The organism is Brucella pituitosa, assembly GCF_965577835.1.
Taxonomy (GTDB): domain Bacteria; phylum Pseudomonadota; class Alphaproteobacteria; order Rhizobiales; family Rhizobiaceae; genus Brucella; species Brucella pituitosa.
On the sequence record NZ_OZ264093.1, the window covers coordinates 241,621 to 268,101 of the forward strand.

The following is a 26,481-nucleotide window of genomic DNA, read 5'->3' on the forward strand; positions in this document are numbered from 1 at the left end:
CCGATAGGACAGGAAAGAATGGAGCACGGGAGAACCCGTGCTCCTGCAACAAGATCGGACCTGAACGGGATCAGATCAGTTGCCTACATTTTCCTTGGTCAGGAATGCATTGCCGGTGTCGATATAACCCGGAACCGGAGCACCGGTTGCCTGTGCCCAGAGCGTCATCACCGACCAGTAACCCTGAAGTTCAGGCTGCGAAGCGGACGAACTGTCAGCCACACCATTGCGGATCATTTCGAGCATTTCCGGCAGATTGTCGAGACCGACCAGCGTAACCTTGCCCTGCTTGCCAGCTTCAACGATTGCCTGACCGATACCAATCGGGCCAGCCGCATCCGAAGCAACCCAGCCCTTGAGGTTCGGGTTGGCCTGCATAATGGCCGCTGCCTGCTGCTGCGCGATTTCGATGCTGTCATTGTCGATGCCTTCAGCAACGACCTTGATGCCCGGATGTTCTTTGAACACTTCGCGATGGCAATCAGCGCGGATCGAATGGTTTGGTGCAGTTGGCACGCCCATCATGATTGCGACTTCGCCTTCACCGCCCAGCACTTCGACCAGACGACGGGCAGCAATCTTGGCCTGCTCGCAGAAATCTGAACCGATATGGGTGATGCTCATGCCTTCAGGCGGCACGGAATCAAACAGCACCAGCGGAACTTTCTGGTTCTGCGCTTCTTCAAGCGAGGCGCGATTGCCCGATGGATCGAGCAGATCGAGTGCGAGACCGTCCGGACGGGTTGCAAGTGCACTGTCGATAATCTGGTTCTGCTGAACAACGTCTGCGCTCTGTGGTGCTGAGTAGACGATTTCAACATTGGCGCCGGTCTGCGCCTTAAGGGCGGCAGCGGCCTGCTGCGCGCCTTCATTCACCTTATCGAACCAGGGATGAACAACCTTTGGCACGATGACGAAGCGATAGCTGTCTTTTTTGACAGTACCCGGCGCGTCCTGCGCCATGACCGAAACAGGTAACGAAAAGGCAGCAACAGCCGCCAGCAAAGCAAGCTTTTTCATATATTCCTCCCTTGGAAATCAGACGAAACTTCCTCCCGTCTGACTGCTTGAAAGATCACCCGGGAAGGCTCCTCTGCCTCCAGCCCATAGCGAACTCGACTCTTGAATACAGATGTATAATTAGAATTACAAGAGTAATTATCTACTCGATGGGGAGGTGTGGATAGCCGCCCACGCGGCACTTTGAACAAAGCGCCGGAGGAGTTGATTGATCTCAAGGAGCAAAGAGAGACAAAAAGACGTGCGAAATCAGCGGTCGGCTTGCGCCCACCACCGATCAAAATTCATGGACTATTTTTACGGGATTAGCTCGTAAACGCGTCTGCTTTTGGGGTCACGGCCTTTACAGCAACGCCGGAATCGCTCGATCTGATAACCAGGTTCGCACCCACCAGGATTTTGACAGGCGGCTGCGTTTCAGCTGTGTTGATCAGATCGTCCAGAACAGTCACAGCAAGATTGCCGATCTTGCGCTTGGAGACTTCAACGGTTGTGAGACCCGGCTCCATGGTCGCACTTTGCGGCAAATTATCGAAGCCGATGACAGAAACGTCGTCTGGAATACGAAGGCCTTTGCCCTTCAACGCCCGAATGAAGCCATAGGCGATGATATCATTCGTGCAGAAATAGCACTCGGCCAGATCGAGCCCCGAATGCAGCATCGCACAGGTATCACGATGCGCACCCTCATAAGTCGATTCGACCGAGAGAATGTCACGCTCCTGAACGTTCAGGTCCAGACGTTGCATATTCTTGAAAAACGCATCGCGGCGAAGACGGAAATTCGTCGTTTCAGTATGACTGGCAACAAAACCAATCCGCGAAAAGCCAAGTTGCTTGAAACGTGACAGAACCTTGAAGACGGCATCCTCATTGTTCATGTCGACGAAGTTGGCTTCAATGACTTCATAAAACGTATCGATGAAAACCGTGGGCAGACCGAGCCCCTGAATCATGTGGATATCTGCCGCCGAAAGCTCGGTCCCAAGCGCGATCACGCCTCGGATCGGTGCACCAGCCAGCGATTCAGCAACCGCACTGATCGGCTGCCCTTCAAAACTGACCACTTCAAGCGTGTAGTTGCGGCGCGTCGCTTCCGACGACATGCCATCAATATAATCAGAGACGAAAATGCTGTGATCGCGATTAACTGTTTCACCATGCTTGGCAATCTTCAGAAAGCGGATGGTCTCCCCACCGCCCGTCCCGGTTTTGGCCGCGCGCGGCACATAATTGAGGCGGGATACCGACTCAAGAACGCGCGCTCGCGTTTCTCCTGAAATCTCGCCTTTGCCATTCAGAACAAGCGAAACCGTTGCGGGCGAAACACCTGCGTTCTCGGCAATATCTCTGATCGTAAAGGACTTTTTCTTTTTCATGTTTTCCGGGTGACACTTCGATATTGGGGGCAAACTGAGTTGTCGTTTAGTAAACAGAAGCGCTGTGATTTAAAACGATTAGGGTAATTCCCTGTGTTAGGCAACCATAATTCCCCGACAATGCGCTTGACAACCCCCAAGCTTATGTTCATTTATTTAGTGAATAACAGTTTTGTTTACTAAACATGGGAGGAGGAGACCATGCAGAAAACAAGCAATCAGCTTGCTATGCTTGTTGTCATCAATCTCGGATTGCTCGTGCTTGGCGCGTATATTTCGGGAGGATCTTTCCTATCCCTGTTCAATCTGCAGTCGATGGCGGGTCAGGTGCCTGAACTCGGGTTGCTGGCAATCGGCGTCATGCTGGCTATGTGCGCTGGCAATGGCGGGATCGATCTTTCGGGTATTGCGCTGGCCAACCTTTCCGGTGTGCTTTCAGCCGTCATCGTTTCGATGTTCATCTCAAGCGCCGAAAACCAGCTTGGCTTCAGCCTTGCCTTCATTGGACTGGCACTGGTGATCGGTCTTGCGGGCGGCATCGTCAATGGAATCCTGATTGCGCGCTTCAACATCACCCCGATCCTCTGCACGCTTGGCACGCAGATGGCGTTTACGGGTCTTGCCGTTGTTGTCTCTGGCGGTCGCGCTGTCATGGTCGGCAGCCCGGACCTGCTGTCGCGCATCGGCAACGACATGTTTCTGGCGGTTCCTATCAGCTTCCTGATCTTTATCGCAGTCGCGTTGCTGATCGCAGCGGTCGTGCGCTTTACCCCATACGGCTACTGGCTGATGCTGATGGGCACCAATCCGAAAGCCGCTGTCTTCGCTGGTTTCCCGCGCAATGGCGTGCTGATTGCGACCTATGCAACGAGCGGATTTCTGGCAGCGATTGCAGGCATCATCATTGCAGCACGCAACGTCAACGTGAAGTTCGACTATGGCAGCTCGTATCTGCTGGTCGCCATTCTCATCGCCGTCATGGCGGGCGTGAAGCCTGAAGGTGGTTATGGCCGTGTCATCTGCGTGGTGCTGAGCGCTATTGCTTTGCAGCTTATGTCCAGCCTGCTCAACTTCGGCGGCCTTTCCAACTTCGTCCGCGATTTCGCCTGGGGCTTGCTGCTGCTCGCCTTCCTTGCAATCGGCAAATACGACATCGCGGGATTCTTTACCCTCGGCAATCGCCAAAAGGGAAACATCGGTGCTCAACCCTCAGGCACCCGAACATAGACATTGGGGGAATGTTAGCGTGGAGGAAATCATGAAATCAGTAACGAAGAAACTGCTCGCTGGAACCGTCATTGGCGCAGCGATTGTCGCTGGCAGCGCAAGTGCGCTCGTCGCACAGGAAAAGCCGGTTATCGCAACGGTCGTCAAGATCAGTGGCATTCCTTGGTTCGACCGTATGAACACAGGCGTTGAAGCCTACCAGAAGGCCAATCCTGATGTGGTCGCTACGCAGAGCGGACCAGCAACGGCAGACGCCGCACAGCAGCTTCAGATTGTACAGGACCTCGTTGCCAAGGGCGTTAACGCACTTGCAGTCGTCCCAATGGATCCGGCTGTTCTTGAAGGCACCTTCAAGCGCGCCATGGAACGTGGCATCATTGTTGTGACGCACGAAGCTGACAACCAGGTCAACACGATGGCTGACGTCGAAGCCTTCGATAATGCCGATTACGGCACAGCACTCAATGAGCGTCTCGCAGAATGCATGGGCAAGAGTGGCAAGTGGACCACTTTCGTTGGCTCGCTCGGTAGCCGTACGCATATGCAGTGGGTTGGCTCGGCTGAAGAAAATGCCAAGAAATATGCTGACATGCAGCTCGTCGATCCGAACAACGAATCCTTCGACGATGCCAACGGCACCTATGAAAAGGCCAAGGAAATCCTGCGCAAGCATCCTGACCTGAAGGGCTTCCAGACTTCTGCCGGTAACGACGTTCTCGGCGTTGGCCGTGCAATCGACGAAGCCGGCTTGAGCGGCAAGGTTTGCCTCGTCGGCACCGGCCTTCCGAACCCGTCGGCAGATCTTCTTGAATCCGGCGCCATCACCGCAATCGGCTTCTGGGATCCGCAGAAGGCTGGCATGGCGATGAATGCGGTTGCCAAGCTACTGCTCGAAAAGAAGGAAGTTACGGAAGGCACCGATCTCGGCGTTGAAGGCTATAATAAAGTCAGCGTTAAGAAGGGTGCCGGTGAAGGCCTTCTCGTGATCGGCAACGGCATGGTGATTGCTGACAAGGCGACCTACAAGGAACACCTGTTCTAGTCGTTTCGCACAGGTTGCCTGACCATCGTGTGCGGACATCGTTCAGCCTCGCGCGATGGTTTCAAAAACCCGGATGCAGCCCCCGCTGCATCCGGGCACCTGGACCAAACAAACCATCAAAAAATCAAGACATTAGCGCGTGGCGAACGAAAGCCAACCGGTCCTACAGCCAGCCCAATCGCTTTGGCGAGCGGTGCGGCGACAAAGGAATTTAACGTGTCAACTACGACGAAGAATGGGACGAGCAACGACCGGTCTCCGGATCGTTTTCTCGAACTGCGCAACATCCATAAGCGGTTTGGCGGCGTTCACGCGCTGCGCGGCATTGATCTGACAATCGATCTTGGCCAGGCCTACCACCTGTTGGGTGAAAATGGCTGCGGCAAGAGCACGGTCATCAAGATCATGTCCGGCGCACACGCTCCCAGCGAAGGCGAGATCATTCTCGATGGCAAAACCTATACTTCGCTGAACCCGATCCAGTCGCTGGCAGCCGGTATCGAAACCGTCTATCAGGATCTGTCGCTTATCCCCAATCTGACTGTCGCTGAAAACGTTGCGCTGAATGAGCAGCTCGTTGAAGGCAATGGCCGACTGTTCCGTAGCGTCAAGCTTTCGCAGCTCCGCGAGACTGCAGAACGGGCATTGAGCACGGTTGGCCTGCCAACCGACAAAGCCTTTCTGAACACAATCGTTTCCGAGCTGCCGCTTGCCATGCGCCAGCTGGTTGCCATTTCCCGCGCCATTGCAACGCGCGCCAAGCTTGTCATCATGGATGAGCCGACCACATCGCTGACCCGTCGCGAAGTGGATAATCTGATTGAAGTCGTTGAACGCCTGCGCGCTGAGCGCGTCGCCGTACTTTTCGTCACCCACAAGCTTGATGAATGCTATCGCATCGGCGGTAATGCGGTTGTCTTCCGCGATGGCCAGTGCGTTGCACAGGGCCCGATCGAAAACTACACCAAAAAGCAGCTCTCCGAGCTGATGATCGGCAGAGAAATTGATGCCGAGCGCTATCGCACGGCACAGCCCGGCGATGCCGAACTGCTTAAACTCGACAGCCTTACCGCATCGGGCTTCAAGGACATTGGCTTTACCCTTCGTAAGGGTGAAATCCTCGGCATTACCGGCCTTGCAGATTCCGGACGCAACGAGCTGGCCATGGCAATCACCGGCGTAGCGCCTGCGCATTCCGGCTCAATCCGCCTCGAAGGTCAGAAGACCGAAGTTAAAAGCCCGGCGGAAGCCATCGAGCGTGGCATTGGCTATGTGCCGGAAGACCGGCTTGCGGAAGGTCTGTTCCTTGACAAGTCGATCTTTCAAAACGAGATCGCTCTGATCTTCAGAAAGCTCTGCAACAGCCTTGGCATCGTCGATCAGAAACAGGGCCGCAACATCGCCGCCTCGCTCATGAAAGAGATGCGGCTGAATACAACCAATCTCGACCTGCCGGTTGGTGCGCTTTCGGGCGGCAATCAGCAGCGCGTTTTGATTGGTCGCTGGCTGAGCATTGGCCCGAAGCTGCTCGTGCTGCACGGTCCGACCGTCGGCGTCGATGTGGGATCAAAAGACACGATTTACCGCGCAATTCAGGCGCTGGCCGAAGCTGGCATGGGCCTCATCATCGTCAGCGATGACCTGCCGGAGCTTCTGCAGAATGCCGACCGCATTCTCGTCATGAACTCAGGCAGCATCGTCGCAGAACTGGATGCTGCACAGGCCACCGAAGATCAGCTCTATCAAGCCATGATGTCGTCGCAGAAGGAAGTTGCCTAATGAGTGCGTCGCAGTATCAACAGGATCTGGGTCGAGTCCAATCCTTCAGGTTGGGTGACTTCATTCGCAGGCGCCCGGAATCGATCACTTTCTTCCTGCTCGTGGCAATCTGCACGATTGTCTCGATCATCAACCCTGCATTCCTGCAAGCCTCGACGCTGATCGATATTGGCCGTGCCAGTGTGGTGATGGGCCTGTTTGCGCTTGGCGTCTTCATCATTCTCGCCGCTGGCGGCATTGATGTTTCCTTTACGGCGATTGCCGCCACGACAGTCTATTCGCTGACGCTTCTGGTGCAGTCCTATATGCCGGAACTGCCGATCATCTTCATCATTCTGATGGCGATTGCTGGTGGCATTTTCCTTGGTGTTCTCAACGGTCTGCTGGTGCATTACCTCAATGTGCCGTCATTGATCGTCACCATCGGCACGCAGTATCTCTTCCGTGGCTTCCTGCTGGCTTTCGTCGGCACGGTCTGGATCATGTCCCTGCCTCCGACAATGGGTGCTTTCGGTCGCCTCCCACTGTTCCAGTTTGAATCGGCAACCGGCGCCACCATCACCATGCCATTCTACTTTCTGGTGCTGCCTGCGGCTGCAATCCTGACCTGGTGGATATTGAACCGCACTTTGATGGGCCGCGCGATTTTTGCGATGGGTGGTAACAGCCAGATCGCAAGCCGTCTCGGCTATAATCTGCGCACCATCCATATCTTCCTGTTCGGCTATGCAGGTGGTCTGGCCGGACTTGCAGGCATCATCCATGTCTGCGCCAATCGCCAGTCGAGCCCGTTCGACTTCGTTGGAACCGAAATCGCCGTTATCGCCGCCGTGGTTCTCGGTGGTGCACGCATCACCGGCGGCACCGGCACCGTCTTCGGCACCCTTCTCGGTGTTCTGCTCATCACCGTCATCAACAGTGTTCTGGTGCTCGTCGGCATCCCCAGCACATGGCAGCGTCTCGTCGTCGGCTGCTTCATCCTGCTGGCTGCTGCCTTCTTCGTCACCCGCCAACGCAAGAAATAACCCGATACTCTCAAGAGGAAATCATGAAGAAATTCCTGAACGATCCCGTCAATTTCGTGGATGAGATGCTCGAAGGCATCTATCGGGCACATCCCGAGCTTACCTTTGTCGATAATGACAAGCGTTGCATGGTCACAGCCAATACCAAATCCGGCAAGGTCGGCATTGCAACAGGCGGCGGCTCCGGCCACCTGCCGCTGTTCTTGGGCTATATCGGCGAAGGCATGATCGATGGCGCGGCTGTCGGCGGCGTCTTCCAGTCGCCAAGCTCGGAACAGATGTATCAGGTCACCAAGGCTATCGATCAGGGCGCTGGCGTTCTCTACATCTATGGCAATTACAGCGGCGACATTATCAATTTCGATATGGCTGCAGAACTTGCCGATCTTGATGGCATTACCGTCAAGCAGGTTGTCGGCAATGATGATGTGGCGTCCTCGGTTGTCGGTGAGGAACACAAGCGTCGTGGCGTTGCCGGTATCTTCTTTGTCTATAAGGCAGCTGGTGCCGCCGCCGCCAACGGCCTGTCGCTTGATGAAGTGACGCGTCTTGCCGACAAGGCACGTTTGCGCACCCGCACCATGGGTGTTGCTCTTTCGAGCTGCGTTGTGCCGGAAATCGGTCACGCAACCTTCTCCATCGGCGAAGATGAAATGGAAATCGGCATGGGCATCCATGGCGAACCCGGCATCAGCCGCAAGAAGCTTGCCAGTGCAGATGCGGTTATCGACGAACTGATGGAACGCATTTTCGCCGAACAGACCTATGCCAAGGGCGATGAAGTAGCCGTGCTGGTCAATGGTCTCGGCGGCACGCCACTGGAAGAACTTTACATCATGTTCCGCCGCGTTTCGCAGCTGTTTGATGAGCGTGACGTCAAGGTCAAGCATGTCTGGATCGGCGAGTTTGCCACGTCCATGGAAATGGCTGGCGCATCGGTTTCCGTGCTGCATCTGGATGAAGAACTGGAGCCGTTGGTTGCTGCTTCCGCTAACACCCCATTCTTCAAGCATTTTGCAGGTTGAGGTGCAGTCATGAACGTCATTAAAGCATCTGATCTGATCAATCTCTTCGACAGCTGGAAGCAGCTTTTTGCAGAACAGCGCGAATTCCTTATCGCGCTGGACGGCAAGGTTGGCGATAGCGATCTCGGCATCACCATGAGCAAAGCCTTTGCAGCGGCTGCGGAAGCAGCCCATGCGGAAGGCGAAGCCGCTGGTGTTTCCAAGCTGTTGCGCACGGCTGGAACCACCATGGCGCGCGTTGCGCCATCGACCATGGGTACGCTGACCGCAACCGGTTTCCTGCGTGCAAGCAAGGCCTGTGACGGTATCGACGAGCTGGGCACCGCGGAGATCGCCGCTTTCTGGCGCGCCTATCGTGATGGTATTGCCGAACGCGGCAAGGCAAAGGTTGGCGACAAGACACTTCTCGATGTGCTTGATCCAATCGCTGTAACGCTTGAAGCACAAGCTGCAGCTGGTGCATCACTTACTGATGCGCTTGCAGCCGCCGCCAAAGCTGCCGAAGATGCGCTTGAAGCGACTAAAACGATGGTTGCCCAACACGGCAAGGCCGCAGCTTTTCAGGAAAAGACCATCGGTCTTCAGGACGCAGGCGCAACCGTCGGCATGCTGCTGATTACCAGCATGTCGGCTTTTGTTTCGGCACACTAATTAACCGAGAGCAGTTGATGCAGAATGAGGCCCCGATCTTACGAGCTCGGGGCTTCTTTCATTCCATTACGGATTCGCTTGATGACGGTGAGGATCAAAAGCGCACAAATCACAGGCTGCAACCAGAACATCCATTGTGGCAGAATGCCATCAATGGCAATCCAGGCACCAAGCACACCAAAGACCACAGCGCGGTCGCTCTTGCCCATCGGACCATCATAGCGGCGACTTGATCCAAGCGAGGCTGCCGTCACACCGACAAATTCGGTCAAGGTTGCGATAAAGATAATCGCGAAAATCCAGAGCGCCGAAAACGGTGCGATGATTGCAAAAGGCGCATAGAGCGCCGCGTCGGAAATCACATCGCCGATCTCGTTGAGATAGGCACCAAGCATAGACTTCTGACCATGTTCGCGCGCCAGCATACCATCAACTGCATTGAGCGCCATGCGCAGAAATAGCCAGACCGGCACCAGCGCAAACCAGATCGCATTCCCGTTCAGCCCAAGAAAAGCACCAAGAACAATTGAGACCAGTGCAGCTCCAATCGTGACCTGATTGGCCGTCACACCTTTTGCTGCAAGCTGCACGACAAGAGGTCTCAACAAGTTCTGGAAACGGGACTTAAGTTGATAAACAGACATAAGAAACTTTCGGGAAACTTTTGGAAATGACGATTATGTAGAAATCAGCTATTTGCGACCGGCCTTAGCTCGTTTATTCAAACATTCTATTCTACTCAATAGTAATTGGGTCGAATAACCTGGAGTTCATCCCGAAAAATGGGAGAAGGCCTGTTGAGAGGAGAAATGATGAGCCAGCGCACAGAATTGCCGGGGCATGAAGCGGCGTCACATCGTGAGCCGCAAGAATCCCATTTCGTCACCCATGACGGCACTTCGCTGTTCTATCGTTTCTGGCCTGCCCGCTCTGAAAAGCCGAAGGGCGTTATCGTTCTCCTGCATCGTGGCCACGAGCATAGCGGACGTGTGAGCCATCTCGTCGATGAGCTTGGCCTTGATGATTATGCGTTCTATGCCTGGGATGCGCGCGGCCACGGAAACTCTCCGGGCGTGCGCGGCTTTTCGCCGTCCTTCGGCGCGTCGATCCGCGATCTTGATAGTTTCGTTGCCCATATCCGCAATGAAACCGGCGTAAGAAACGAAGACGTCGCGCTGATTGCGCAGAGCGTCGGCGCTGTTCTGGCGAGCGCTTGGGTGCATGACTATGCGCCCAATATCCGTGCGCTTGTCATGGCGTCGCCGGCCTTCGACATCAAGCTTTATGTGCCTTTCGCCAAAGAGGGCATCGCGCTTTGGCAAAAACTCAAAGGCACGTTCTTCGTCAATTCCTACGTCAAACCGCAGTTTCTGACCCATGATCGGGAGCGCATTGAATCCTATCGCACCGATCCGTTGATTACACGGCCAATCGCCTCGCATATTCTGCTTCAGCTTTATGAGGCGGCAAAGCGCGTGGTGGATGATGCGCGGGCGATTACCGTTCCGACACAGCTTCTCATTTCCGGCAGCGATTTTGTCGTGCGACCAACGCCACAGCATCGCTTTTTTGAGAACCTCGGCAGCCGCATTAAAGAGCGCCATGTGCTCAAAGGTTTTTACCATGACACGCTGGGTGAACGGGATCGCAAACCGGCTCTCGCGCTGATCCACGATTTCATCGAGGCGCGTTTTGCGGAAGCACCACAACGCGCCGATCTGACGGATGCGCATATTGCAGGCCATACGCGCGATGAGGCTGACAAACTATCAAGCCCGCTACCGCTGCTTTCACCGCGCGGGCTTTATTGGGCGTCGACGCGCGCGTCTATCGGCTTTGGCTCGCTTTTGTCGGAAGGTCTGAAAGTTGGTCGCCGCACCGGTTTCGATTCAGGCTCCACGCTTGATTATGTCTATGAGAATGAAGCACGAGGCTTGGGCCCCGGCGGCAAGCTCATCGACAAGCAGTTTCTGGAAGCCATCGGCTGGCGCGGCATTCGCCAGCGCAAAGTGCATCTTGAGGAATTAATCAGACACGCCATCAGGCGGCTTGAAAGCGAAGGTCGATCGACCAATATCCTCGACATTGCATGCGGTCATGGCCGCTATGTGATTGATGCGGTGGTGCGTGCAGGCGAATTGCCAGACAGCATTCATCTTCGCGATTACTCGCCGATCAATGTGCTGGCTGGCCGTAAGCTCATCAAGGATCGCGGTCTTGAAGCAATCGCTCATATGGAAGAAGGCGATGCGTTCAATGAAGAAAGTCTGGCAACGGTCACACCACAGCCAGACCTCGCCATCGTGTCCGGTCTTTATGAACTTTTCCCGGACAATGCGCTCATTAACCGGTCGCTTTCGGGCCTCGCCCGTGTGCAGAAACCCGGCTCACTGCTGATCTACACCAACCAGCCATGGCATCCGCAGCTTGAAATGATCGCGCGTGCGCTCACGTCACATCGCGGCGGACAGGCATGGGTGATGCGCCGCCGCACACAGGGCGAAATGGATCAACTTGTCGAAAAGGCGGGCTATCGCAAGATCGAACAGCGCACCGATCAATGGGGCATCTTTACCGTATCGATTGCCGAACGCATCGGAGACGCTGAAGCGTGACCACGCAATTGACGGAGCTTGATGGTTTCTCGCGGCGGCCTGTGATCCGCCGCGCAATCGCTTGGCTTCTGTTTCTTGGACCGTTTTTCTATCTGACCTATGGCACGGCCAACTGGCTCGCATCGCGGCAAGGTCATGTGCCGAACCTTGCTTTCGGATGGGAAAGCCAAGTTCCGTTCATCGCGTGGAGCATAGTTCCCTATTGGTCAGTGAATCTGTTTTATGTGATAGCGCTCTTCGTCAATGACAGTCCGGAACAAGTGGACCGGCTGGCAAAGCGTTATCTCACCGCACAGATTATCGCGGTTCTTTGCTTCGTCGCTTTTCCGTTGACCGCAACCTTCGTAAAACCGGCAACAGCCGGTCTTCCGGGTTTTATGTTCGATGTGCTTGGTGGCTTCGACAAACCCTTTAATCAGGCGCCCTCGCTGCATATCGCGCTCTTGATCATCATCTGGGATCAGATGCGCCGCGTGATGGGCGATGTAATGCTTGTGGTCTGGCATTTGTGGTGTCTGCTGATCGGATTGTCGGTGCTGACCACCTATCAGCATCATGCCGTCGATATTCCGGCAGGCGCGTTGCTTGGCCTGTTTGCCTTGTGGCTTTTCCCGCGCAGCGGTCCTTCGCCGCTGGCAGAGTTTCAGTTCACATCAGACCCCAAAGCCAGAAGGATCGGGTTCTGTTATCTGGCAGGCGCAATCCTGTTTCTGGTACTCGCCATCCAAGGCCTGACCATCACCGGCTATGCAATTTTCTGGCTCTGGCCAGCAACGGCACTGACCATTGTAGCGCTTGGCTATTTCGGTGCAGGTGCTGGCATTTTCCAGAAGCAGACAGATGGATCGGTCAGTCTCGCAAGCCGTTGGCTGCTTTGGCCTTACCGCTTCTTTGCCCGGCTGAATGTACGGTTCTGGACACGCAAGCTGCCGCCGCATGTCGAGTTGGCCGACGGGGTGTTTCTCGGACGTTTTCCAAAAGCCGCAGAACTTTCTTCCTTTGCTACGGTCATTGATCTTGCCGCTGAAATGGTGCCGCCACCCCATTCTATAGAATGGAAGAGTCTCGGCACGATTGATCTGGTCGCGCCGTCATCGGAAAAGGTGCAACTGGCCTCCGATGCCGTTGAAGCAGCACGCCATCACGGCCCGGTTCTTGTCTGTTGCGCGCTTGGTTTTCAGCGCAGCGCAACGGTTGCGGTGGCGTGGCTCGTCTCTACTGGCCGTGTCGCCAATGCGCGAGAAGCCGAAGTGCTGATCCGTTCCAGAGGCTGGCCGGTCCGTCTGCATCTGACCGAGGAGCTGGCATGAATACGCCTGCAGCGTCCATAGCGATTATCCTGCGCCGCAATGCCTTTCTCGGCATCGTTGTCGCCGTGGCTTTGCTTGCGGTCGTGCCCTTCATGCGCCCGGTGCATGATCTGGCCTTCTGGCTGATCTGGCCGCTTTTGTTGGTAAGCGCATTGATCGTGCTGGGTATCGCTGCGCACCTCCTGTTCGATGCAGCACTTTTCAAGCTGATCGCCGGTTCCGGTGAAACGGGCTTGGGTGAGGTAGACAGCATTCTTGAGCGCATGGGTTTGCGCTCCAATGACGGCGTGGTCCGTCCACTTGCGAAAAGGATAGAAGGCTCGCGACGCATCATGGGGCGTCTGCGGTTCTTCATGGGGCTGGGTATCGTACTTTTCATTCTGCTGGCCACGGTGCCATTGGGTCAGGGGCTGTAACATGCGGGAACTGATCCGCCATCAGGTGCAATCGACTTTCGGCTCGTTTCTGGCAATCCTGTCGCGCGGGATTACCGGCGTGCGGCCCATCTGGAGCGGCACCGGTCCGTCGCGCAATCAGCGTATCTATTTTGCCAATCACACAAGCCACGGCGATTTCATCCTGCTTTCTTCCTGTCTTGATCAGGAAGAACGCGCGCGTACCCGTGCTGTTGCTGGCGCCGATTACTGGCGGGGCAACCGCGTGCGTCAGTTCATGGCCGAAGTTCTGTTGCGCACCGTGCTTGTCGAACGCAACTGGGTGGAACGCACGCAAGACCCGATGGAAGTGATGCTGAAAGCGCTGGCCGATGGTCATTCACTCATCATCTTTCCCGAAGGCACACGCAACATGACCGATGAAGCGCTGCTACGCTTTCGTTCCGGCATCTACAATCTGGCGCTGGCGCGCCCCGATGTCGAACTGGTGCCGTGCTGGATCGAAAACATGTCGCGCGTGCTGCCCAAGGGCGCCATGCTGCCGGTGCCGCTTCTTTGCCGTGTCATTTTCGGTGCGCCGGTGCAGCTTGGCGAGGGTGAGGACCGCAAGGAATTTCTCGCCCGCGCCCGTCAGAGCCTTCTCGATATTCAGCCCCAGAATGGTAATCACTCATGAGTGAAACGACCCGATTATTCCTTGGCCTCATGAGCGTTCTGATAACGGCAAGCGCCGTTGCCGGTGTTCTTTCATGGCGCGCGCCGAAGCCGCTTTCATCCACGCTGGTCAATCTCAATGCCCGCATCAAGGCATGGTGGATTATGGTCGGCGCTATGTGTATCGCCTTCCTGTTCGGGAAGGGTGGCGTGATCGTGCTGTTTGCACTGATATCGTTTGCCGCCTTGCGCGAATATGCGACGCTGACGCAGACACGACGCGCCGACCATCGCGTGCTGCTCGGCATGTTCCTGCTGGTCATTCCGGTGCAATATTATCTGATCTGGATTGATTGGTATGGGCTCTATTCCATCTTCATCCCGGTCTATTGCTTCCTCGCCATGCCGGTTCTGACAGCCCTTTCCGGGGACACGTCGCGCTTTCTGGAGCGTATCAGCGAGCAGCAATGGGGCATCATGCTCTCGGTCTATTGCATCAGCCATGTGCCAGCGCTGATGACACTGGACATTCCGGGCTTTGAAGGCAAAAAATTGCTGCTGATCGCGTTTCTGGTGGCCACCGTGCAGGGCAGCGATGTGCTGCAGTATATTTTCGGAAAGCTGTTTGGAAAACATCGCATCGCGCCCAGCATATCACCGTCCAAAACCTGGGAAGGGTTTGTCGGCGGTGTCGCGAGCGCCTCTCTTCTGGGAGCCGGTCTAGCCTGGCTGACGCCGTTTTCCCCTGTGCAGGCTGGCGCCCTTGCGGCCACATCATGCATCATGGGTTTCTTCGGTGGGCTTGTTGCCTCCGCCATCAAGCGCGATCGCGGCGTCAAGGACTGGGGCCATATGATCGAAGGACATGGCGGAATGCTCGACCGTGCCGACAGTCTCGTCTTCTCGGCGCCAGTGTTCTTCCACATTGTGCGCTACTTCTGGGCGTAACTCTCACATTCCCGAATGTGACGAAACAAAGCCGCTGAAACCCCGGCAGTAGTAAAAACTTGTTACCCCGGTTAGCAGGTCTTTATTTCGCGATGCCTTTTATGACCTTTAAGCCTTTCAGGGCGGGTTCCGTTTCGCCGGACTCGCTCTATCTGTTTGCCCGGATGGGAAATGCAAAAGAATTGAAAGGTTGAAACGATGAAAAATGCAGGTATCTGCGCTTTTATTCTGGCATCGGTCACCGCAGGCAGCGCCATGGCGCAAGGCCAGGCCACACAGCAGATGACACCGGAAGCGCTCTATAAAGCAGCACAGAACCAGCTGGGTATCGTCGAATATTGCAGGGACAAAGGCTTCGCGACACAGGACGACATCGACAGCCAGCAGTCCATCATGAAGGTTATGCAGGCACCAGCCGACAAGTCTGGCCTTGAAGAAGCACAGGCGGCCGGCAAAAAGGGCGTTGTCCAGTCAATGGGTCAGGAAACCGACGTTGAGGACTATGCCAAGACGTCTGGCAAAAGCGTCGAGCCTTTCTGCCAGCAGATCACAACGGCCATCAAGCAGGCCGCGGCTCAGTTGCCGAAATAAGGCTTTGCTCCTTTTGTCGCTGCGGTGGAGTGCTCTCCATCGTTGCGGCAAAACGGGAGTTGTAGGCGAAATGCAACAGCCCCCACTTAAGATGAGTTTATTGCTCATATATTATTGCGTTTAAATAAGCGCGTAACTATGGTGCCGCCACGAAAATGTGGTGCCCGCCGTGAACCAATCTGACAAATCCAATCTGACTTCGGCCTTTCCTCTGCAGGAAATCGCTGACATCGATGCCGCCATTACAGATTATTATGACGAACTGTGTCGTGCAGTCCGTCGGCGCGGACACGTATCTTCAAACGCCAACGAAATTGTTCATGATCTCTATGTAAGGCTCAAAGAGCGCAGGACCGACCTGGAAGGCAAGTCGTCGTTACGCGCCTTTCTAACACGCGCTGCGATTAATCTCGGTCTCGATCGGTTCCGGCGCGAACATTTTGAAGCGAAGCTGTTTTCCGGCACGGAAGAAGAGGCCGCAAACATTGTTAGCAGGGACGCAGACCCCGATCTGACATTGGATATGCCGCGACGCCTCGCCTGTCTGCGCGATGCGATCATGGAGTTGCCATTGCGCCAGCGCCGCGTTTTCATCGCAAACCGGATTGGCAACCTGCAACCCGACGAAATAGCCATACGCTTTGGAATTACTCGCAATATGGTGGACAGGCATCTCCGGAAAGCGCTTATATACTGCCTCATACGGCTCGACGAACTGGATCAGGCATGAAGCGCGCGACCGTAAAAAAACTGGATAAGGCCGAGCGCCTCATCCAGGAACAGGCTGTCGATTGGCTGATGCAGCTTCAGGCTTCGCCCAAAGATACGGCAATCGTCGAAGCTTGCGCACTCTGGCGCGCCAGCGATGCACGGCATGAGCTGGCATTTGCCAAAGCTTCACGCGTTTTCAGCGACACGCGCTTTCTGCTCCTTCAAGATACAGATTTCGCCCGAACCGCTGCCCGAAAGCCGCGTTATCCGGTGCGCGCGGCTTTAAGTTCCATGCTTTTATTTGGTGCTCTCGCAGGTGGTTTTATCGCTTACGACGGCCCGATGCGGCTGCGCGCAGATGCCATGTCGGCCAGCAACGAAATGCCGATCATCAAACTTGAGGATGGCTCGACCGTCCAGCTTAATGCAGGCTCGGCAATCGCTTTCGATATAACGGACAGCGAACGTCAGGTTCAGCTGCTTCGCGGTGAAGCCTATTTCATCGTCGCGCCAGATCCACAGAGGCCATTCACGGTCAGAGCCGCCAATGGTGAGGTAACCGCGCTTGGCACCGAGTTTGACGTGAAGCTGAAAGACGGCGGTGCCGATGTGGTTGTCACGGAACATGCTGTTCAGGTACAGACCAGCGCCACGTCATCCGCCCTGAATCCGCTCGACATGCTTCAGCTTGAGCAGGGACACAGTGTCTTTTACGACAATAAAAATGGCATTGGGCAGGTCGCCATGATCGATCCAGAACTCGCTGCATCGTGGCGTCGTGGCCGTCTGGTTTTTGAGAACCAACCTCTGGAACATGTAGTCGAAGATATTGCACGCCACCTTCCCGGTCGGGTGATGATTGCGAGCAGCGATCTGGCCGAACGCCGGATTACCGGCACCTTCGATCTCTCTGCCCCATCGACAGCACTTGATGACTTTATCACAGCTTTCGATTTGAAGGTGGTGCGCGTGGGTTCATTGCTCACAGTGCTGCATAATTAATTTTCTGCCGAATGTCCCAAACATCTAATTTCATTCGTCCAGTCCATGAAAGGCAATTTGCGCAACCCGCGCGAGAGCCTCGGCACCAAAACGCCCAACGCCTTGAACGTTGAGACTGGAAACAACATGAAAAGCCCCGCTTCGCGCATTCTCACTGGCTGCGCACACCCCTTGTTTGCATCACTGCTTTTAAGCGGTACGGTTTTAAGCCCCATCCTGACCACACCTGCATTTGCACAGGCTGCAGCGCAATCCGTCGCTGTCAACATTCCGGCCGGTGCGCTTTCAACCGCGCTCAATCGTCTTGCTGTGCAAACGGGTCTGCAGATTGCATTTGATGCATCCGTGACCAGCGGGCTCAACACCTCGGGCGTTAGCGGAACCATGGCACCAGCCGACGCGCTTTCCACTTTGCTGCGCAACACCGATATCCAGTATCGCTTCACCGGCAACCGCACGGTGCGGCTGGAACGAGAAGCAACGGGAAACAACGCGGCTTTACCCGCTGTCGATGGTGCCGTGCAGCTCGACACGATCAGCTTTTCGCAGATCACCGGCGTAAATTTTTCTGATCTGGACCCACGCGTCTCTCAGATTACCCCTGAACAGATGCAGCAGGCACAGGCCTCGACAATTCCGGAACTTATCAAAAAGACACCCGGTGTCGCAATGCTGGGCGGGGTACGCACCGAAGGTCAGTCGATTTCGATCCGCGGCTTTTCGCGCCAAAGTGATGTTCGCGTTCTCCTCGACGGTGCCCCAAAGAACTTCGAAAAATACGATCAGGGCACCATCTTCGTCGAACCTGAACTGCTCAAGCGCGTCGAGATTGAAAAGGGTGCGACCTCGGTTCGTTATGGCAATGGTGGCTTCGGCGGCACCGTGAAACTTGAGAGCAAGGACGCAGCCGATATGCTGCGCGATGGCGAAAGCTGGGGCGCATGGGGGAAAACCGCCTACCAGACGGCCAACAAGCAGTTTCTGGAAACCGGTGCAGTTTATGGTCGCTCCAATCTCGGCACGGGCATGACTTTCGATGGCATTGCCAGTCTGACCTGGCGCAAGGGCGACAACATGCGCGTTGGCGGCGGTGAGACTTATAATTATTCAAGTTCCGAGTTGACTTCCTTCTCTGGCAAACTTTCCGGCGAGTATGGCGGACACAAGCTAAAGGCTTCGGTTCTTTATGGTGAAAGTGCCAATTGGGGTCCACTCGCTGCCATTCGCGGCCAGCTTCAGCCGACTAGCAACAGTCTCGTTCCGGGTACGCCCGCCTATAAGGAAGCAATGCGCAGGCTGCTTGCATGGCGTGAGCTGAAAGACTTCACTTCGGTATTCGAGCACACCTATGATGGCGATAGCGACCTCGTAAACACGCGTATCATGGCAAGCTATTCCTCAACCGACATGCATGCAGAACGTGCTACTGGTGTGAATGGGACAGCCTCTCTTGGCGGCACCGAGAATGATGCGAAATATTCGGATTTTCATATTGAGGCCGAAAACACCTCCAACTTCGAACTTGGCGGCATCGATCACAGCCTGAACTACGGTGTGCAATATAATCACCACGTTCGCGACGTGACGATGTTCGACATCACCAAGAAGAACGACAAGAGTTATAATTACGGCTATTACGCGCCGTGGATCATGCCAGGCGGCAAACAGGATGTGACGTCCTTCTTCATGCGTGATCGCATGGCTATTACTGACAAGCTGACCATCACGCCCGGCATCCGCTATGACTATGTTCGCTCCGAAGGCGAGCCAAATGCTGCTGCGATCTATAACGATCCAAAAGCCGGACACGACTATTCGTCGGCATCTCATCATGGTTTCACACCAGCCATCAGCGCATCGTATCAGATAACGCCGAGCACCCGGCTTTTTGCCGATTGGGCTTACGCCATGCGCGCTCCCAATATCGATGAAATCTACTCGGTACAGAGCGGGCGCACCCAGACATCAGGAACCAGCAGGGATCTTGCAGTCGAGCGCAACAACACGATCAACATCGGCGCGGATACTTCGTTCAGCGGTATCTTTACCAGTACCGATATGCTGATGGTGCGCGGTTCCTTCTTTAACAACCACGTCACCAATCCTGTGGCGCGGCGTGTGGGCAGCGCAAACAAGGTTGGCCTGAAAGACGGCGAAGTGCCATTTTACTGGAACATGCCGTCCTACTATTCGCGCGGTGTGGAACTGGAAGCCCATTATGAGAACGATTTCATGTTCGCAGACGCCAGCCTCACTTACATGATCGGCAGACGTCAGGGCACGGTCAACAATATCCATGGACCAGACAGCTATATCAATGACATCATGCCGACGACGGTTGTAACGACACTCGGCTATAAACTTCCCGATCAGGATATCAATTTTGGCTGGACGGGAACCTTTGTCGACAAGCAGGACAGAACCTCATACGTCAAAGGTGACCTCAGCTACAATCGACCAAAGACTCCCGGATATGCCGTACACGACCTGTTCTTCAACTGGACCCCGACGCAAGGTTTCATGAAGGATTCCGAACTGCGTCTCGCATTGGAAAACGTATTCGACAAAGAATACGAACCATATCTGACGGATGGCATTACAGCCATGCCGGGCCGCAATCTGAAAGTTTCTTTCAGCCGTAAGTTCTGAAAATGAAGATGCGCTGGAAAGTTTTCCGGCGCATCTTCTTATCGTCTGCTGAATTTTACAGGTGCCGTGATCGTCTTGTTGACGTCCGGTGGCGGAGTGGGAACGGGAGAGGCACGCTGGACCAGCGACAGCACCTCATTGTCAAGTTCTGGCCAGCCTGATGATCGTGCAAGTGAAGCGGACAGCACTTTGCCGGTATCGTCGATGCGGAAGCGGACATAGACAACGCCTTCTTCCCGACGAGACTTCGCACCAGAAGGATATTTCTTGCGGCGCTCAAGATGCGCCATCAGGCGCGACTGCCACCGCGCTGGCGTCATTGATGAGGCGAACAGACCCGATGCCGATTGCCGTGCCGCATTGCGGTTCGTTTGCGCAGCCTGAGCCTGTGCTTTGACGGCCTGTTTGGAAGATGCCTGTTCCTGCTGCCGCTGCTTGACCGGCTGCTTCTTCTGCTCTTTCGTCTTAACGATCTCTTTTTTGGGTTCCGGAGGTTTTGGCTTGGCCACTGGCAGCGGAACCTCGACCTTGTCGAGTTGTGTCAGTTCTTCCTGCTGCTCCTCTTCAACAGGCTCCGGTTCGTCCTGAACCACTTCCTGCTCAACTTCTGGCTCATCGACCGGCTCTTCAACTTTCTCAGCCGCAGCACTCGCGTCCGACATCACCTCATCGGGCGTTATTTCATTTTCTTCGGTCTCAATTGCTTCCGGTGTTTCAGCCAGTTCGATCATGATGGCGGCTGGCGGCGCGTTGTCGGCCGCTATCATTTCCGGCTCACGCAGAAGCCAAATCGCAGCTCCTACATGCAAGGATAGTACGATAAGGCTTGCCCCCGCCCAAAGTGCAAGCTCACTTACGCCTCCACGCAGACCGTTGCTATCGGTAGCGCCGTTCATGATGCGCCTGCCCAGACAGGTGCACCTGCGTGATCGCTTCTGCGACGCAGCTCAGACAGCATCTGCCCGTGATGGATCAAACTGCGCAGATCGCAATCAAGACAGGCCAATCGTCCATCGCTGTTCTCAATCGCAAGATCGGCAATGGTGAAATCATCGAACGCCGCCACGAAGGAACGCATCGCAGCCTGTAGCAACATGCCGAATGCGGAGCCTGATCCCGATTGCTTTGTCGATTGCTCGTCGAAGCCCGGCTGCATCAGCCGCAAAACCGTTCCTACGTTGATCATCTTTGCTGGACGCACAAGGCGAATACCGCCACCGCGCCCGCGTGAACCAACCAGAAAACCATGATGGATAAGTTCAGATACAATCTGCGCAGCGTGATCTTTCGTGGTACCCGTTGCTTCTGCCGCTGTGCGTGTCGTCACGGCACTCTCTGCCGATGCCCGGGCACAAAGAACGAGAAACTCAATCGAAAGCTCAGCCTGTCGGGTAAATCGCATGACAACAATCTTTATTCTGAAACATGTTTAAGTTGTCGGCGTTGAGGCCCCACAAAGAGCAACAGGCCCGCACAAAATATTCCGTTGATCGCAAATTCCAGACACAGCGCACGAGGGACAAACATGAGCGTCGCCAGACAGACCACGGCGAAGACGGCAAGCAGATAGACCCGATACAATCGCGGCCATGCATTGAGCCTTCGCCAGGCACCGATAAGACGGCGTGTGATCCTGTTCGTTTCCAGCCAGCACAAAGCTTTGGACGAAAGCTGCACGAAGCAAAGCAAGGCACCAAAGACAAACAAGGCTGATGGCATCAACCGTACCTGACAACCGACCAGGGCTGCAGCAATCAGCAAAAGCCCCAGTGCGAGATAGCCCGCCCGCTGACGTTCATCCGGATAGATGCTCTGTCGCGAAGACGAGGTAGCCCTGCCGCTCTCCGAAGCTACGTCAGAGACGGTCATGAAAGATTGTCCGCACCAGTGCATGAACGCGGCGAAAGGCAGCTTCCGCACCAGCAACAACCCGCTCCTCTTCCGCATCCGTCAGCTCGATCTCATCAAGGGCTGCGGTAAAAGTGCGCCAGTGGAGACCACGGCCCTCCGGCGCACCAGCCAGATGACGTGCGCCGAGTTCTTCCGACAAGCCGAGTTTCAGCGCTTCCTTGAGCAAAAAGGCCGCGCCAAGGTTGGAGCCTTCCGCGACATAGAGCCAGCCGAGAGCGGTTGGCAGATCAACATCGCTACCAGCTGGGAAAGCAGGCACTCCGTCTGCGACTGGCAGGTCGAAACCGAGATCAATCAGGTCCTGCCCCACCAGCGCGAAGCGACGACGACCAGCCAAATCGGGCAGCAATCTATCCAGCACCGCAGCATCGTAGAGCGCATCAATATCGCGATGGAACTGATACTGAACCTCAACAAACAAAGCATAGCGCTCACGGCTGGCAAACGGATCGCCTGCCATAATACTCTGATCAAGGCGTTCATGCGTTCCGGTCGTGCGCGCCTTCAAGCGCTTCGAACGAGGAAGAGCAACCGGTTGCTCAAGGACAGTGGCGTCAGTCATGTGGTGTATCCCTATTGGCAAGCGGGGTCTGATCAATATGAGCAAGACGCTAGTGGATTGAATTTGACGTTTGATTCCCGACTGACACAAGTGTTGTTTCAAACGTCAAACTCGAAAAATCCACTAGATTCAAATGCTTGCTGGTGGTCTGGTTCCGACATTTGTTGAATGCCTGTATCGAGGGATGCAAATGTCGGAACCAGACCACCAGCCTCTCTCATTACTAAGACGTTTGAGGGAGCTGCTTTTTGCAATGCAAAGGCAAAAAAATCTGCCTTTGCACAAAATGCCGCACCTCAAATGAGTTAGAAGTGGAAGTTGAGGCCGAGCTTAACCGTGTGCGTATCCAGCGAATTGGAAGCTTTACGGCCATTCACGACACTCGAACCGCCCGAATGATTGATGTTTCCGTAGATTGGGACTTCATAGGGAATGCAAGCATCGGGATCAAAGTCGCATATCCAGGACATATTCGGGTCTTTACTGTAATCGATGATTTCAACACCAACTTGCTCCCGCGTTGTATAGTCAGCTCCTGTTCCCCCGCGTGCATTTTCGAAATTGAAGCTGCGGTTGCCGAAACGGCTATAGGTATAGTCAGCATTCAACGACCAGCGATCATTGATTGCATATTCCACACCGCCGCCAACCGTTACACCCGCACGCATTCCAGATTGTTTATCAACGAAGAAGAGGCTCGAGTTCGGCTGACCCATGATATCTTCCGCATAGCGATACTGGTCGCGGGTCTGTTTTTCATGGGCGAAGGCGATACCTGCCGTACCATAGACGAGCCAGCGATTATCCAATGCATAGCCAAGGCGCCCACGAACAGATCCGGTCCAGTCGATATCGTAGTGCGTATTGGCCTGAATACCGGCAATATCCTTCTGTGCGGCGATCCAGTCTTCCTGCATGAACGCTGCCTGCGCACCCTTCATTCGGGTCTTGCTCACATCGGCTTCAATACCCACCACCACGCGGTTGCTGAGCTGATAATTATAACCAGCCTGCACACCGAAGAGCGCAGAGTTACCAAAGCCACGGTCGGCAGATTCACTGTTTGAAATCGGATCAGTGGAGCCGTCCAACGCTGTCGTGGTGCCCCATGTGCGGCCTGATGTCATGCCTGCATGAACACCGCCATAGAAACCGGTCCAGTCGATGCCGGGCGCCCCGCCCTGCGAGCGCGAAAATGGCGAAAGCTGCGGCAAACGCTGATCGCCACCAAAGTTACTCGTCAGCCCAGCATAGAACGTGCGGCCTGGTCCCGGCTGGTTCACCAGACCAAGCGGGTCGACATAATACTGATCCGTCAGGTTCTCGATGCGCGCGGTCGCCGTCAGGCTGTCAGTGATCTTGTATTCGGCGAAAACATCGACCAGCGTATAAGGCTTCCAGCGGGTCAGCGAGATAAATTCACCTGCACCAACGGCCGTAACATCGCCATGACCGATAGCGCGTGGACCGATATAAGAAACACGCCCGCCAAGGGTCAGTCTGTCTTCCAGCATCTTCTGCGAAACTGTGAGATCCACGCTATATTTTGGCGGCACCTGATTGGTTGCGTAGTCACCATAAAGCGATTTGGCACCGCAAGTATCAGCGGTACGGCAGAACTCTACATCAAGATAATAGTTTGCCGAAAAATCGGCTGCGAACCCACCCGCCTCATAACGACTTGAGAATTCAAGACCTGAGAAGCGTGCGCGGTCGATATTATAGACCTGCATGCCGGAGAACGAAAATTTGCCGCTATCGTCGTAAAAGTCGCGGAATGCGCGTGCAACGTAGTCTTTGACGTCCCAATTGAAGTAACTGAACTTGACCATGCCTCGGTCGTCGTCATTGAGCAGACCGTCTTTGGTGAAATTGGCACCCACTTCCCAATTGCTGGAACGTTCCGGCTGCAAAGCAGCATTCGGAACGATGGTGAATGCCGAGACGGATTCAAACAGGCTCGGATAGCGCAGCGCATTGGAATAGTTCACATAAAGCTGGCTGCCATCGAACGGTTCAACCGTCACGCCAACCGATGGGCTAAAGCCACCTGAATCGCGATTTGGCTCGGGGTTGAGCTGCACTGCATCGTTGGCCTGAGTGCGCCGGTCATGCGACCAGTAATGCGAGTAACGCAGGCCTGCATTCAGCGTCAGCCAGTCGACCGGCTTATAGGCCGCCTTGGTGAAGACACCCAATTCATCGCGATAAGCATCACGCAGATTAAGCCAGCCTTCCAGTTCATTCGTATAGGCGCTGGGTCGCGTATCCTCCCTGAGATAGGAAATGCCGTAGTTGAGATCGAGATCGCCATAATCACCAAATGAAAACTTCGATGTATTGGCAACGTCACCGCCCCACATGATCGTATTGGACCCCGTGCGGAAATCCGGCGAAAGACCGAGCGACTCCGATGTCGGTATCATGTTGCCGCGCCGTGGATTGCGCAGTTCCAGTTTTGTTACCCAAAGATTGGCTTTCAGATCAATCAGCTCATTGTCATCCGGGTTCCAATAGTAACGCATGGTGCCCGTATCGAGCTTGGAACCGGATGTCAGCTCCTGTTGCACCGGCTGACTACGATCCCCTGTGAAGCGGGATGCCAGCAGATCGCCAGCCTCGCCACGGAAACCCGTATATCCTAGCTTGAGCGTGTGACCGCCATCAAAGCGCAGCGTCGCTTTTGTCAGGAAGGATTTTGTCTCAAGCTGCGTATTGAGAATTTCTTCGCCTGCACGGTAATTCGTAAGTCCGCCGTTTTCGATATATTCGGGCCAGTTCTGGCACCAAGAGCCGGAGGTATTACAGGTTCTCGCAGGTCCGATATTCACGGGATCAGCCGATGGACCATGCTTGCCTGCATGATAATTGCCGCGCTTGCGATAGGCATAGCCTGCGAAGATGTCGTAATTCTCTTCCTTTATCGCGGCAACAACACTCGCAGAACCATTGGTCGGCGTCAGGAAAGACGGGCGATCCATTCCGTCTGGCGATCCAACAACTTCCGGGACGTCGCGTGGCGAATAAGGCCATGCATATCCGCCTTTTGCACCCGCATGAGGCGAGGAGGAATTCGATCCATACTCACCTTTCACGCGCATACCCCAATTATCGCCTTCCTTGACGATATCGTCAGCATCAAGAGTTCGAATAGCGACGTTGCCAGCAATACCGCGTGAGGACGCATCCGAACCTTTATTGATATCAATGCCTGCAATCAGATCAGGATCAATATAGGTACGGTTGGAAAGGCCCTGATACCCCTGATAGACCGTCACACTGTTTTCAGCACCATCAATGGTAGTCACAACACGACCCATGCCCTGCATGCCGCGAATATTGACATCTACAGAACCTGCACCATTGCGCGCTTCACCTGACATAACACCCGGTGTGCCACGGAATATATCGGCTGGGCTTGAGCCACGAAAACGCTCGATGGTTTCCGAGGAAATATAGGATGTCGGAGCCGGAGTATAATATGGAGCATCGGCACCCACCACACCGCTTCCACCTGTGACGGTGATCGTATCAAGCAATGTTGTGCCGTCAGCTGCCAAAGGAACTTGCGGGGCTTGCATGGCTGCCGATGGTTCGGAAAGTGCTACCGTATTGCTTCCGGTGAAACGATAGGAAAGTCCTGATCCGGAAAGAATGCGCGACAAAGCATCTTGCGGCGACATTGTTCCCGATACAGCCTGCGCCTGCTTGGCAGCGGCGATTTGCGGCTGATAAGTAACCTGCATTCCGGCCTGACGACCAAAGCTTGCCAGTGCCGAAGCGAGTGAACCTGCAGGAATATTGAATGAAACCTGTCTTTGGGCCTGTGCCTGAGCATTTATTGTCACCGAAAGTGACAAGGCATAAATGCATGTCGACCCCAAAAGCGTAGCGGTCAGAACCCGCATTCCCAGCCGCTGCACAACATTATTCCCGACACGAAGCCCCATCGCTCAACCACTCCATCAATTGGTGAAAAGGCGGT

At 54.9% G+C, this 26,481-nt stretch carries 23 protein-coding genes; 15 read left to right on the forward strand and 8 right to left on the reverse strand.

The genetic code is table 11. From position 1 onward, the window contains the following. Nucleotides 1-75: 75 nt before the first annotated feature. Both ACSME1_RS12455 and ACSME1_RS12460 read right to left on the reverse strand, forming a co-directional pair. Nucleotides 76-1,020: a substrate-binding domain-containing protein gene (locus ACSME1_RS12455; protein ID WP_024895994.1), complete on the reverse strand. Its 945-nt coding sequence runs from the start codon at nt 1,018-1,020 to the stop codon at nt 76-78. A 305-nt stretch (nt 1,021-1,325) separates the two neighbouring features. Further along, nucleotides 1,326-2,399: a LacI family DNA-binding transcriptional regulator gene (locus ACSME1_RS12460; RefSeq protein WP_024895995.1), complete on the reverse strand. Its 1,074-nt coding sequence runs from the start codon at nt 2,397-2,399 to the stop codon at nt 1,326-1,328. A gap of 201 nt (nt 2,400-2,600) precedes the next feature. Between ACSME1_RS12460 and ACSME1_RS12465 the strand changes: the two genes are divergently transcribed. The 6 genes from ACSME1_RS12465 (at nt 2,601) to ACSME1_RS12490 (ending at nt 9,148) form a co-directional block, all read left to right on the forward strand. Continuing rightward, nucleotides 2,601-3,626, forward strand: a complete 1,026-nt coding sequence (locus ACSME1_RS12465) for an ABC transporter permease (protein WP_024895996.1) — start codon at nt 2,601-2,603, stop codon at nt 3,624-3,626. A gap of 31 nt (nt 3,627-3,657) precedes the next feature. Beyond that, nucleotides 3,658-4,668 (forward strand): substrate-binding domain-containing protein, encoded by a 1,011-nt coding sequence (locus tag ACSME1_RS12470; RefSeq protein ID WP_024895997.1) that lies wholly within the window; start codon nt 3,658-3,660, stop codon nt 4,666-4,668. Between the two features lie 216 nt (nt 4,669-4,884). Next, a complete protein-coding gene (locus ACSME1_RS12475; protein WP_024895998.1) occupies nt 4,885-6,447 on the forward strand; it encodes a sugar ABC transporter ATP-binding protein in 1,563 nt (520 codons plus the stop codon). Further along, nucleotides 6,447-7,472 (forward strand): ABC transporter permease, encoded by a 1,026-nt coding sequence (locus ACSME1_RS12480; RefSeq protein WP_024895999.1) that lies wholly within the window; start codon nt 6,447-6,449, stop codon nt 7,470-7,472. The genes ACSME1_RS12475 and ACSME1_RS12480 overlap by 1 nt, the downstream gene beginning before the upstream one ends. A gap of 23 nt (nt 7,473-7,495) precedes the next feature. After that, a complete protein-coding gene (locus tag ACSME1_RS12485) occupies nt 7,496-8,497 on the forward strand; it encodes a dihydroxyacetone kinase subunit DhaK (protein WP_024896000.1) in 1,002 nt (333 codons plus the stop codon). Between the two features lie 9 nt (nt 8,498-8,506). After that, a complete protein-coding gene (locus ACSME1_RS12490) occupies nt 8,507-9,148 on the forward strand; it encodes a dihydroxyacetone kinase family protein (RefSeq protein WP_024896001.1) in 642 nt (213 codons plus the stop codon). A gap of 38 nt (nt 9,149-9,186) precedes the next feature. Here the strand turns inward: ACSME1_RS12490 and ACSME1_RS12495 are convergent, their stop codons facing one another. Then, nucleotides 9,187-9,792: a CDP-alcohol phosphatidyltransferase family protein gene (locus tag ACSME1_RS12495; protein ID WP_024896002.1), complete on the reverse strand. Its 606-nt coding sequence runs from the start codon at nt 9,790-9,792 to the stop codon at nt 9,187-9,189. 168 nt (nt 9,793-9,960) lie between these two features. Between ACSME1_RS12495 and ACSME1_RS12500 the strand changes: the two genes are divergently transcribed. The 9 genes from ACSME1_RS12500 (at nt 9,961) to ACSME1_RS12540 (ending at nt 20,023) form a co-directional block, all read left to right on the forward strand. Then, nucleotides 9,961-11,763 carry a bifunctional alpha/beta hydrolase/class I SAM-dependent methyltransferase gene (locus ACSME1_RS12500; RefSeq protein WP_024896003.1) on the forward strand — a complete coding sequence of 601 codons (1,803 nt, stop codon included), beginning with the start codon at nt 9,961-9,963 and terminating at the stop codon, nt 11,761-11,763. After that, nucleotides 11,760-13,073, forward strand: coding sequence for a phosphatase PAP2/dual specificity phosphatase family protein (locus ACSME1_RS12505; protein ID WP_024896004.1), 1,314 nt, complete (start codon nt 11,760-11,762; stop codon nt 13,071-13,073). Before ACSME1_RS12500 ends, ACSME1_RS12505 begins: the two co-directional genes overlap by 4 nt. Next, a complete protein-coding gene (locus tag ACSME1_RS12510; RefSeq protein ID WP_024896005.1) occupies nt 13,070-13,489 on the forward strand; it encodes a hypothetical protein in 420 nt (139 codons plus the stop codon). The genes ACSME1_RS12505 and ACSME1_RS12510 overlap by 4 nt, the downstream gene beginning before the upstream one ends. A gap of 1 nt (nt 13,490) precedes the next feature. After that, on the forward strand, nt 13,491-14,144 hold the full coding sequence (locus ACSME1_RS12515; RefSeq protein WP_011982634.1) for a lysophospholipid acyltransferase family protein: 654 nt from the start codon (nt 13,491-13,493) through the stop codon (nt 14,142-14,144). Next, on the forward strand, nt 14,141-15,070 hold the full coding sequence (locus ACSME1_RS12520; RefSeq protein ID WP_105534782.1) for a phosphatidate cytidylyltransferase: 930 nt from the start codon (nt 14,141-14,143) through the stop codon (nt 15,068-15,070). The genes ACSME1_RS12515 and ACSME1_RS12520 overlap by 4 nt, the downstream gene beginning before the upstream one ends. 198 nt (nt 15,071-15,268) lie before the next feature. Continuing rightward, nucleotides 15,269-15,661 carry a hypothetical protein gene (locus ACSME1_RS12525; RefSeq protein WP_024896006.1) on the forward strand — a complete coding sequence of 131 codons (393 nt, stop codon included), beginning with the start codon at nt 15,269-15,271 and terminating at the stop codon, nt 15,659-15,661. Between the two features lie 169 nt (nt 15,662-15,830). After that, entirely contained in the window at nt 15,831-16,391 is a 561-nt protein-coding gene (locus ACSME1_RS12530; protein WP_321191684.1) for an RNA polymerase sigma factor, read from the forward strand. Next, entirely contained in the window at nt 16,388-17,374 is a 987-nt protein-coding gene (locus tag ACSME1_RS12535) for a FecR family protein (RefSeq protein WP_024896008.1), read from the forward strand. Before ACSME1_RS12530 ends, ACSME1_RS12535 begins: the two co-directional genes overlap by 4 nt. Before the next feature lie 126 nt (nt 17,375-17,500). After that, complete coding sequence (locus tag ACSME1_RS12540; RefSeq protein ID WP_036566647.1) at nt 17,501-20,023, forward strand: TonB-dependent receptor; 2,523 nt, start codon at nt 17,501-17,503, stop codon at nt 20,021-20,023. A 38-nt stretch (nt 20,024-20,061) separates the two neighbouring features. Here ACSME1_RS12540 and ACSME1_RS12545 read toward each other — a convergent pair whose 3' ends face one another. The 5 genes from ACSME1_RS12545 to ACSME1_RS12565 form a co-directional block, all read right to left on the reverse strand. Continuing rightward, complete coding sequence (locus tag ACSME1_RS12545) at nt 20,062-20,919, reverse strand: TonB family protein (protein WP_024896010.1); 858 nt, start codon at nt 20,917-20,919, stop codon at nt 20,062-20,064. Further along, on the reverse strand, nt 20,916-21,425 hold the full coding sequence (locus tag ACSME1_RS12550) for an Rrf2 family transcriptional regulator (protein WP_024896011.1): 510 nt from the start codon (nt 21,423-21,425) through the stop codon (nt 20,916-20,918). The genes ACSME1_RS12545 and ACSME1_RS12550 overlap by 4 nt, the downstream gene beginning before the upstream one ends. A gap of 11 nt (nt 21,426-21,436) precedes the next feature. Next, nucleotides 21,437-21,892 (reverse strand): DUF454 family protein, encoded by a 456-nt coding sequence (locus ACSME1_RS12555; protein WP_024896012.1) that lies wholly within the window; start codon nt 21,890-21,892, stop codon nt 21,437-21,439. Beyond that, nucleotides 21,879-22,496: a biliverdin-producing heme oxygenase gene (locus ACSME1_RS12560; protein ID WP_024896013.1), complete on the reverse strand. Its 618-nt coding sequence runs from the start codon at nt 22,494-22,496 to the stop codon at nt 21,879-21,881. The genes ACSME1_RS12555 and ACSME1_RS12560 overlap by 14 nt, the downstream gene beginning before the upstream one ends. Before the next feature lie 305 nt (nt 22,497-22,801). Next, nucleotides 22,802-26,446 (reverse strand): TonB-dependent receptor domain-containing protein, encoded by a 3,645-nt coding sequence (locus tag ACSME1_RS12565; protein ID WP_024896014.1) that lies wholly within the window; start codon nt 26,444-26,446, stop codon nt 22,802-22,804. Nucleotides 26,447-26,481 lie beyond the last annotated feature (35 nt).

Coding starts and splice junctions, on each gene's coding strand:
- ACSME1_RS12455 (WP_024895994.1), bottom strand. CDS start 1,020: ATGAAAAAGCTTGCTTTGCTGGCGGCTGTTGCTGCCTTTTCGTTACCT.
- ACSME1_RS12460 (WP_024895995.1), bottom strand. CDS start 2,399: ATGAAAAAGAAAAAGTCCTTTACGATCAGAGATATTGCCGAGAACGCA.
- ACSME1_RS12465 (WP_024895996.1), top strand. CDS start 2,601: ATGCAGAAAACAAGCAATCAGCTTGCTATGCTTGTTGTCATCAATCTC.
- ACSME1_RS12470 (WP_024895997.1), top strand. CDS start 3,658: ATGAAATCAGTAACGAAGAAACTGCTCGCTGGAACCGTCATTGGCGCA.
- ACSME1_RS12480 (WP_024895999.1), top strand. CDS start 6,447: ATGAGTGCGTCGCAGTATCAACAGGATCTGGGTCGAGTCCAATCCTTC.
- ACSME1_RS12485 (WP_024896000.1), top strand. CDS start 7,496: ATGAAGAAATTCCTGAACGATCCCGTCAATTTCGTGGATGAGATGCTC.
- ACSME1_RS12490 (WP_024896001.1), top strand. CDS start 8,507: ATGAACGTCATTAAAGCATCTGATCTGATCAATCTCTTCGACAGCTGG.
- ACSME1_RS12495 (WP_024896002.1), bottom strand. CDS start 9,792: ATGTCTGTTTATCAACTTAAGTCCCGTTTCCAGAACTTGTTGAGACCT.
- ACSME1_RS12500 (WP_024896003.1), top strand. CDS start 9,961: ATGAGCCAGCGCACAGAATTGCCGGGGCATGAAGCGGCGTCACATCGT.
- ACSME1_RS12510 (WP_024896005.1), top strand. CDS start 13,070: ATGAATACGCCTGCAGCGTCCATAGCGATTATCCTGCGCCGCAATGCC.
- ACSME1_RS12515 (WP_011982634.1), top strand. CDS start 13,491: ATGCGGGAACTGATCCGCCATCAGGTGCAATCGACTTTCGGCTCGTTT.
- ACSME1_RS12520 (WP_105534782.1), top strand. CDS start 14,141: ATGAGTGAAACGACCCGATTATTCCTTGGCCTCATGAGCGTTCTGATA.
- ACSME1_RS12525 (WP_024896006.1), top strand. CDS start 15,269: ATGAAAAATGCAGGTATCTGCGCTTTTATTCTGGCATCGGTCACCGCA.
- ACSME1_RS12535 (WP_024896008.1), top strand. CDS start 16,388: ATGAAGCGCGCGACCGTAAAAAAACTGGATAAGGCCGAGCGCCTCATC.
- ACSME1_RS12540 (WP_036566647.1), top strand. CDS start 17,501: ATGAAAAGCCCCGCTTCGCGCATTCTCACTGGCTGCGCACACCCCTTG.
- ACSME1_RS12545 (WP_024896010.1), bottom strand. CDS start 20,919: ATGAACGGCGCTACCGATAGCAACGGTCTGCGTGGAGGCGTAAGTGAG.
- ACSME1_RS12550 (WP_024896011.1), bottom strand. CDS start 21,425: ATGCGATTTACCCGACAGGCTGAGCTTTCGATTGAGTTTCTCGTTCTT.
- ACSME1_RS12555 (WP_024896012.1), bottom strand. CDS start 21,892: ATGACCGTCTCTGACGTAGCTTCGGAGAGCGGCAGGGCTACCTCGTCT.
- ACSME1_RS12560 (WP_024896013.1), bottom strand. CDS start 22,496: ATGACTGACGCCACTGTCCTTGAGCAACCGGTTGCTCTTCCTCGTTCG.
- ACSME1_RS12565 (WP_024896014.1), bottom strand. CDS start 26,446: ATGGGGCTTCGTGTCGGGAATAATGTTGTGCAGCGGCTGGGAATGCGG.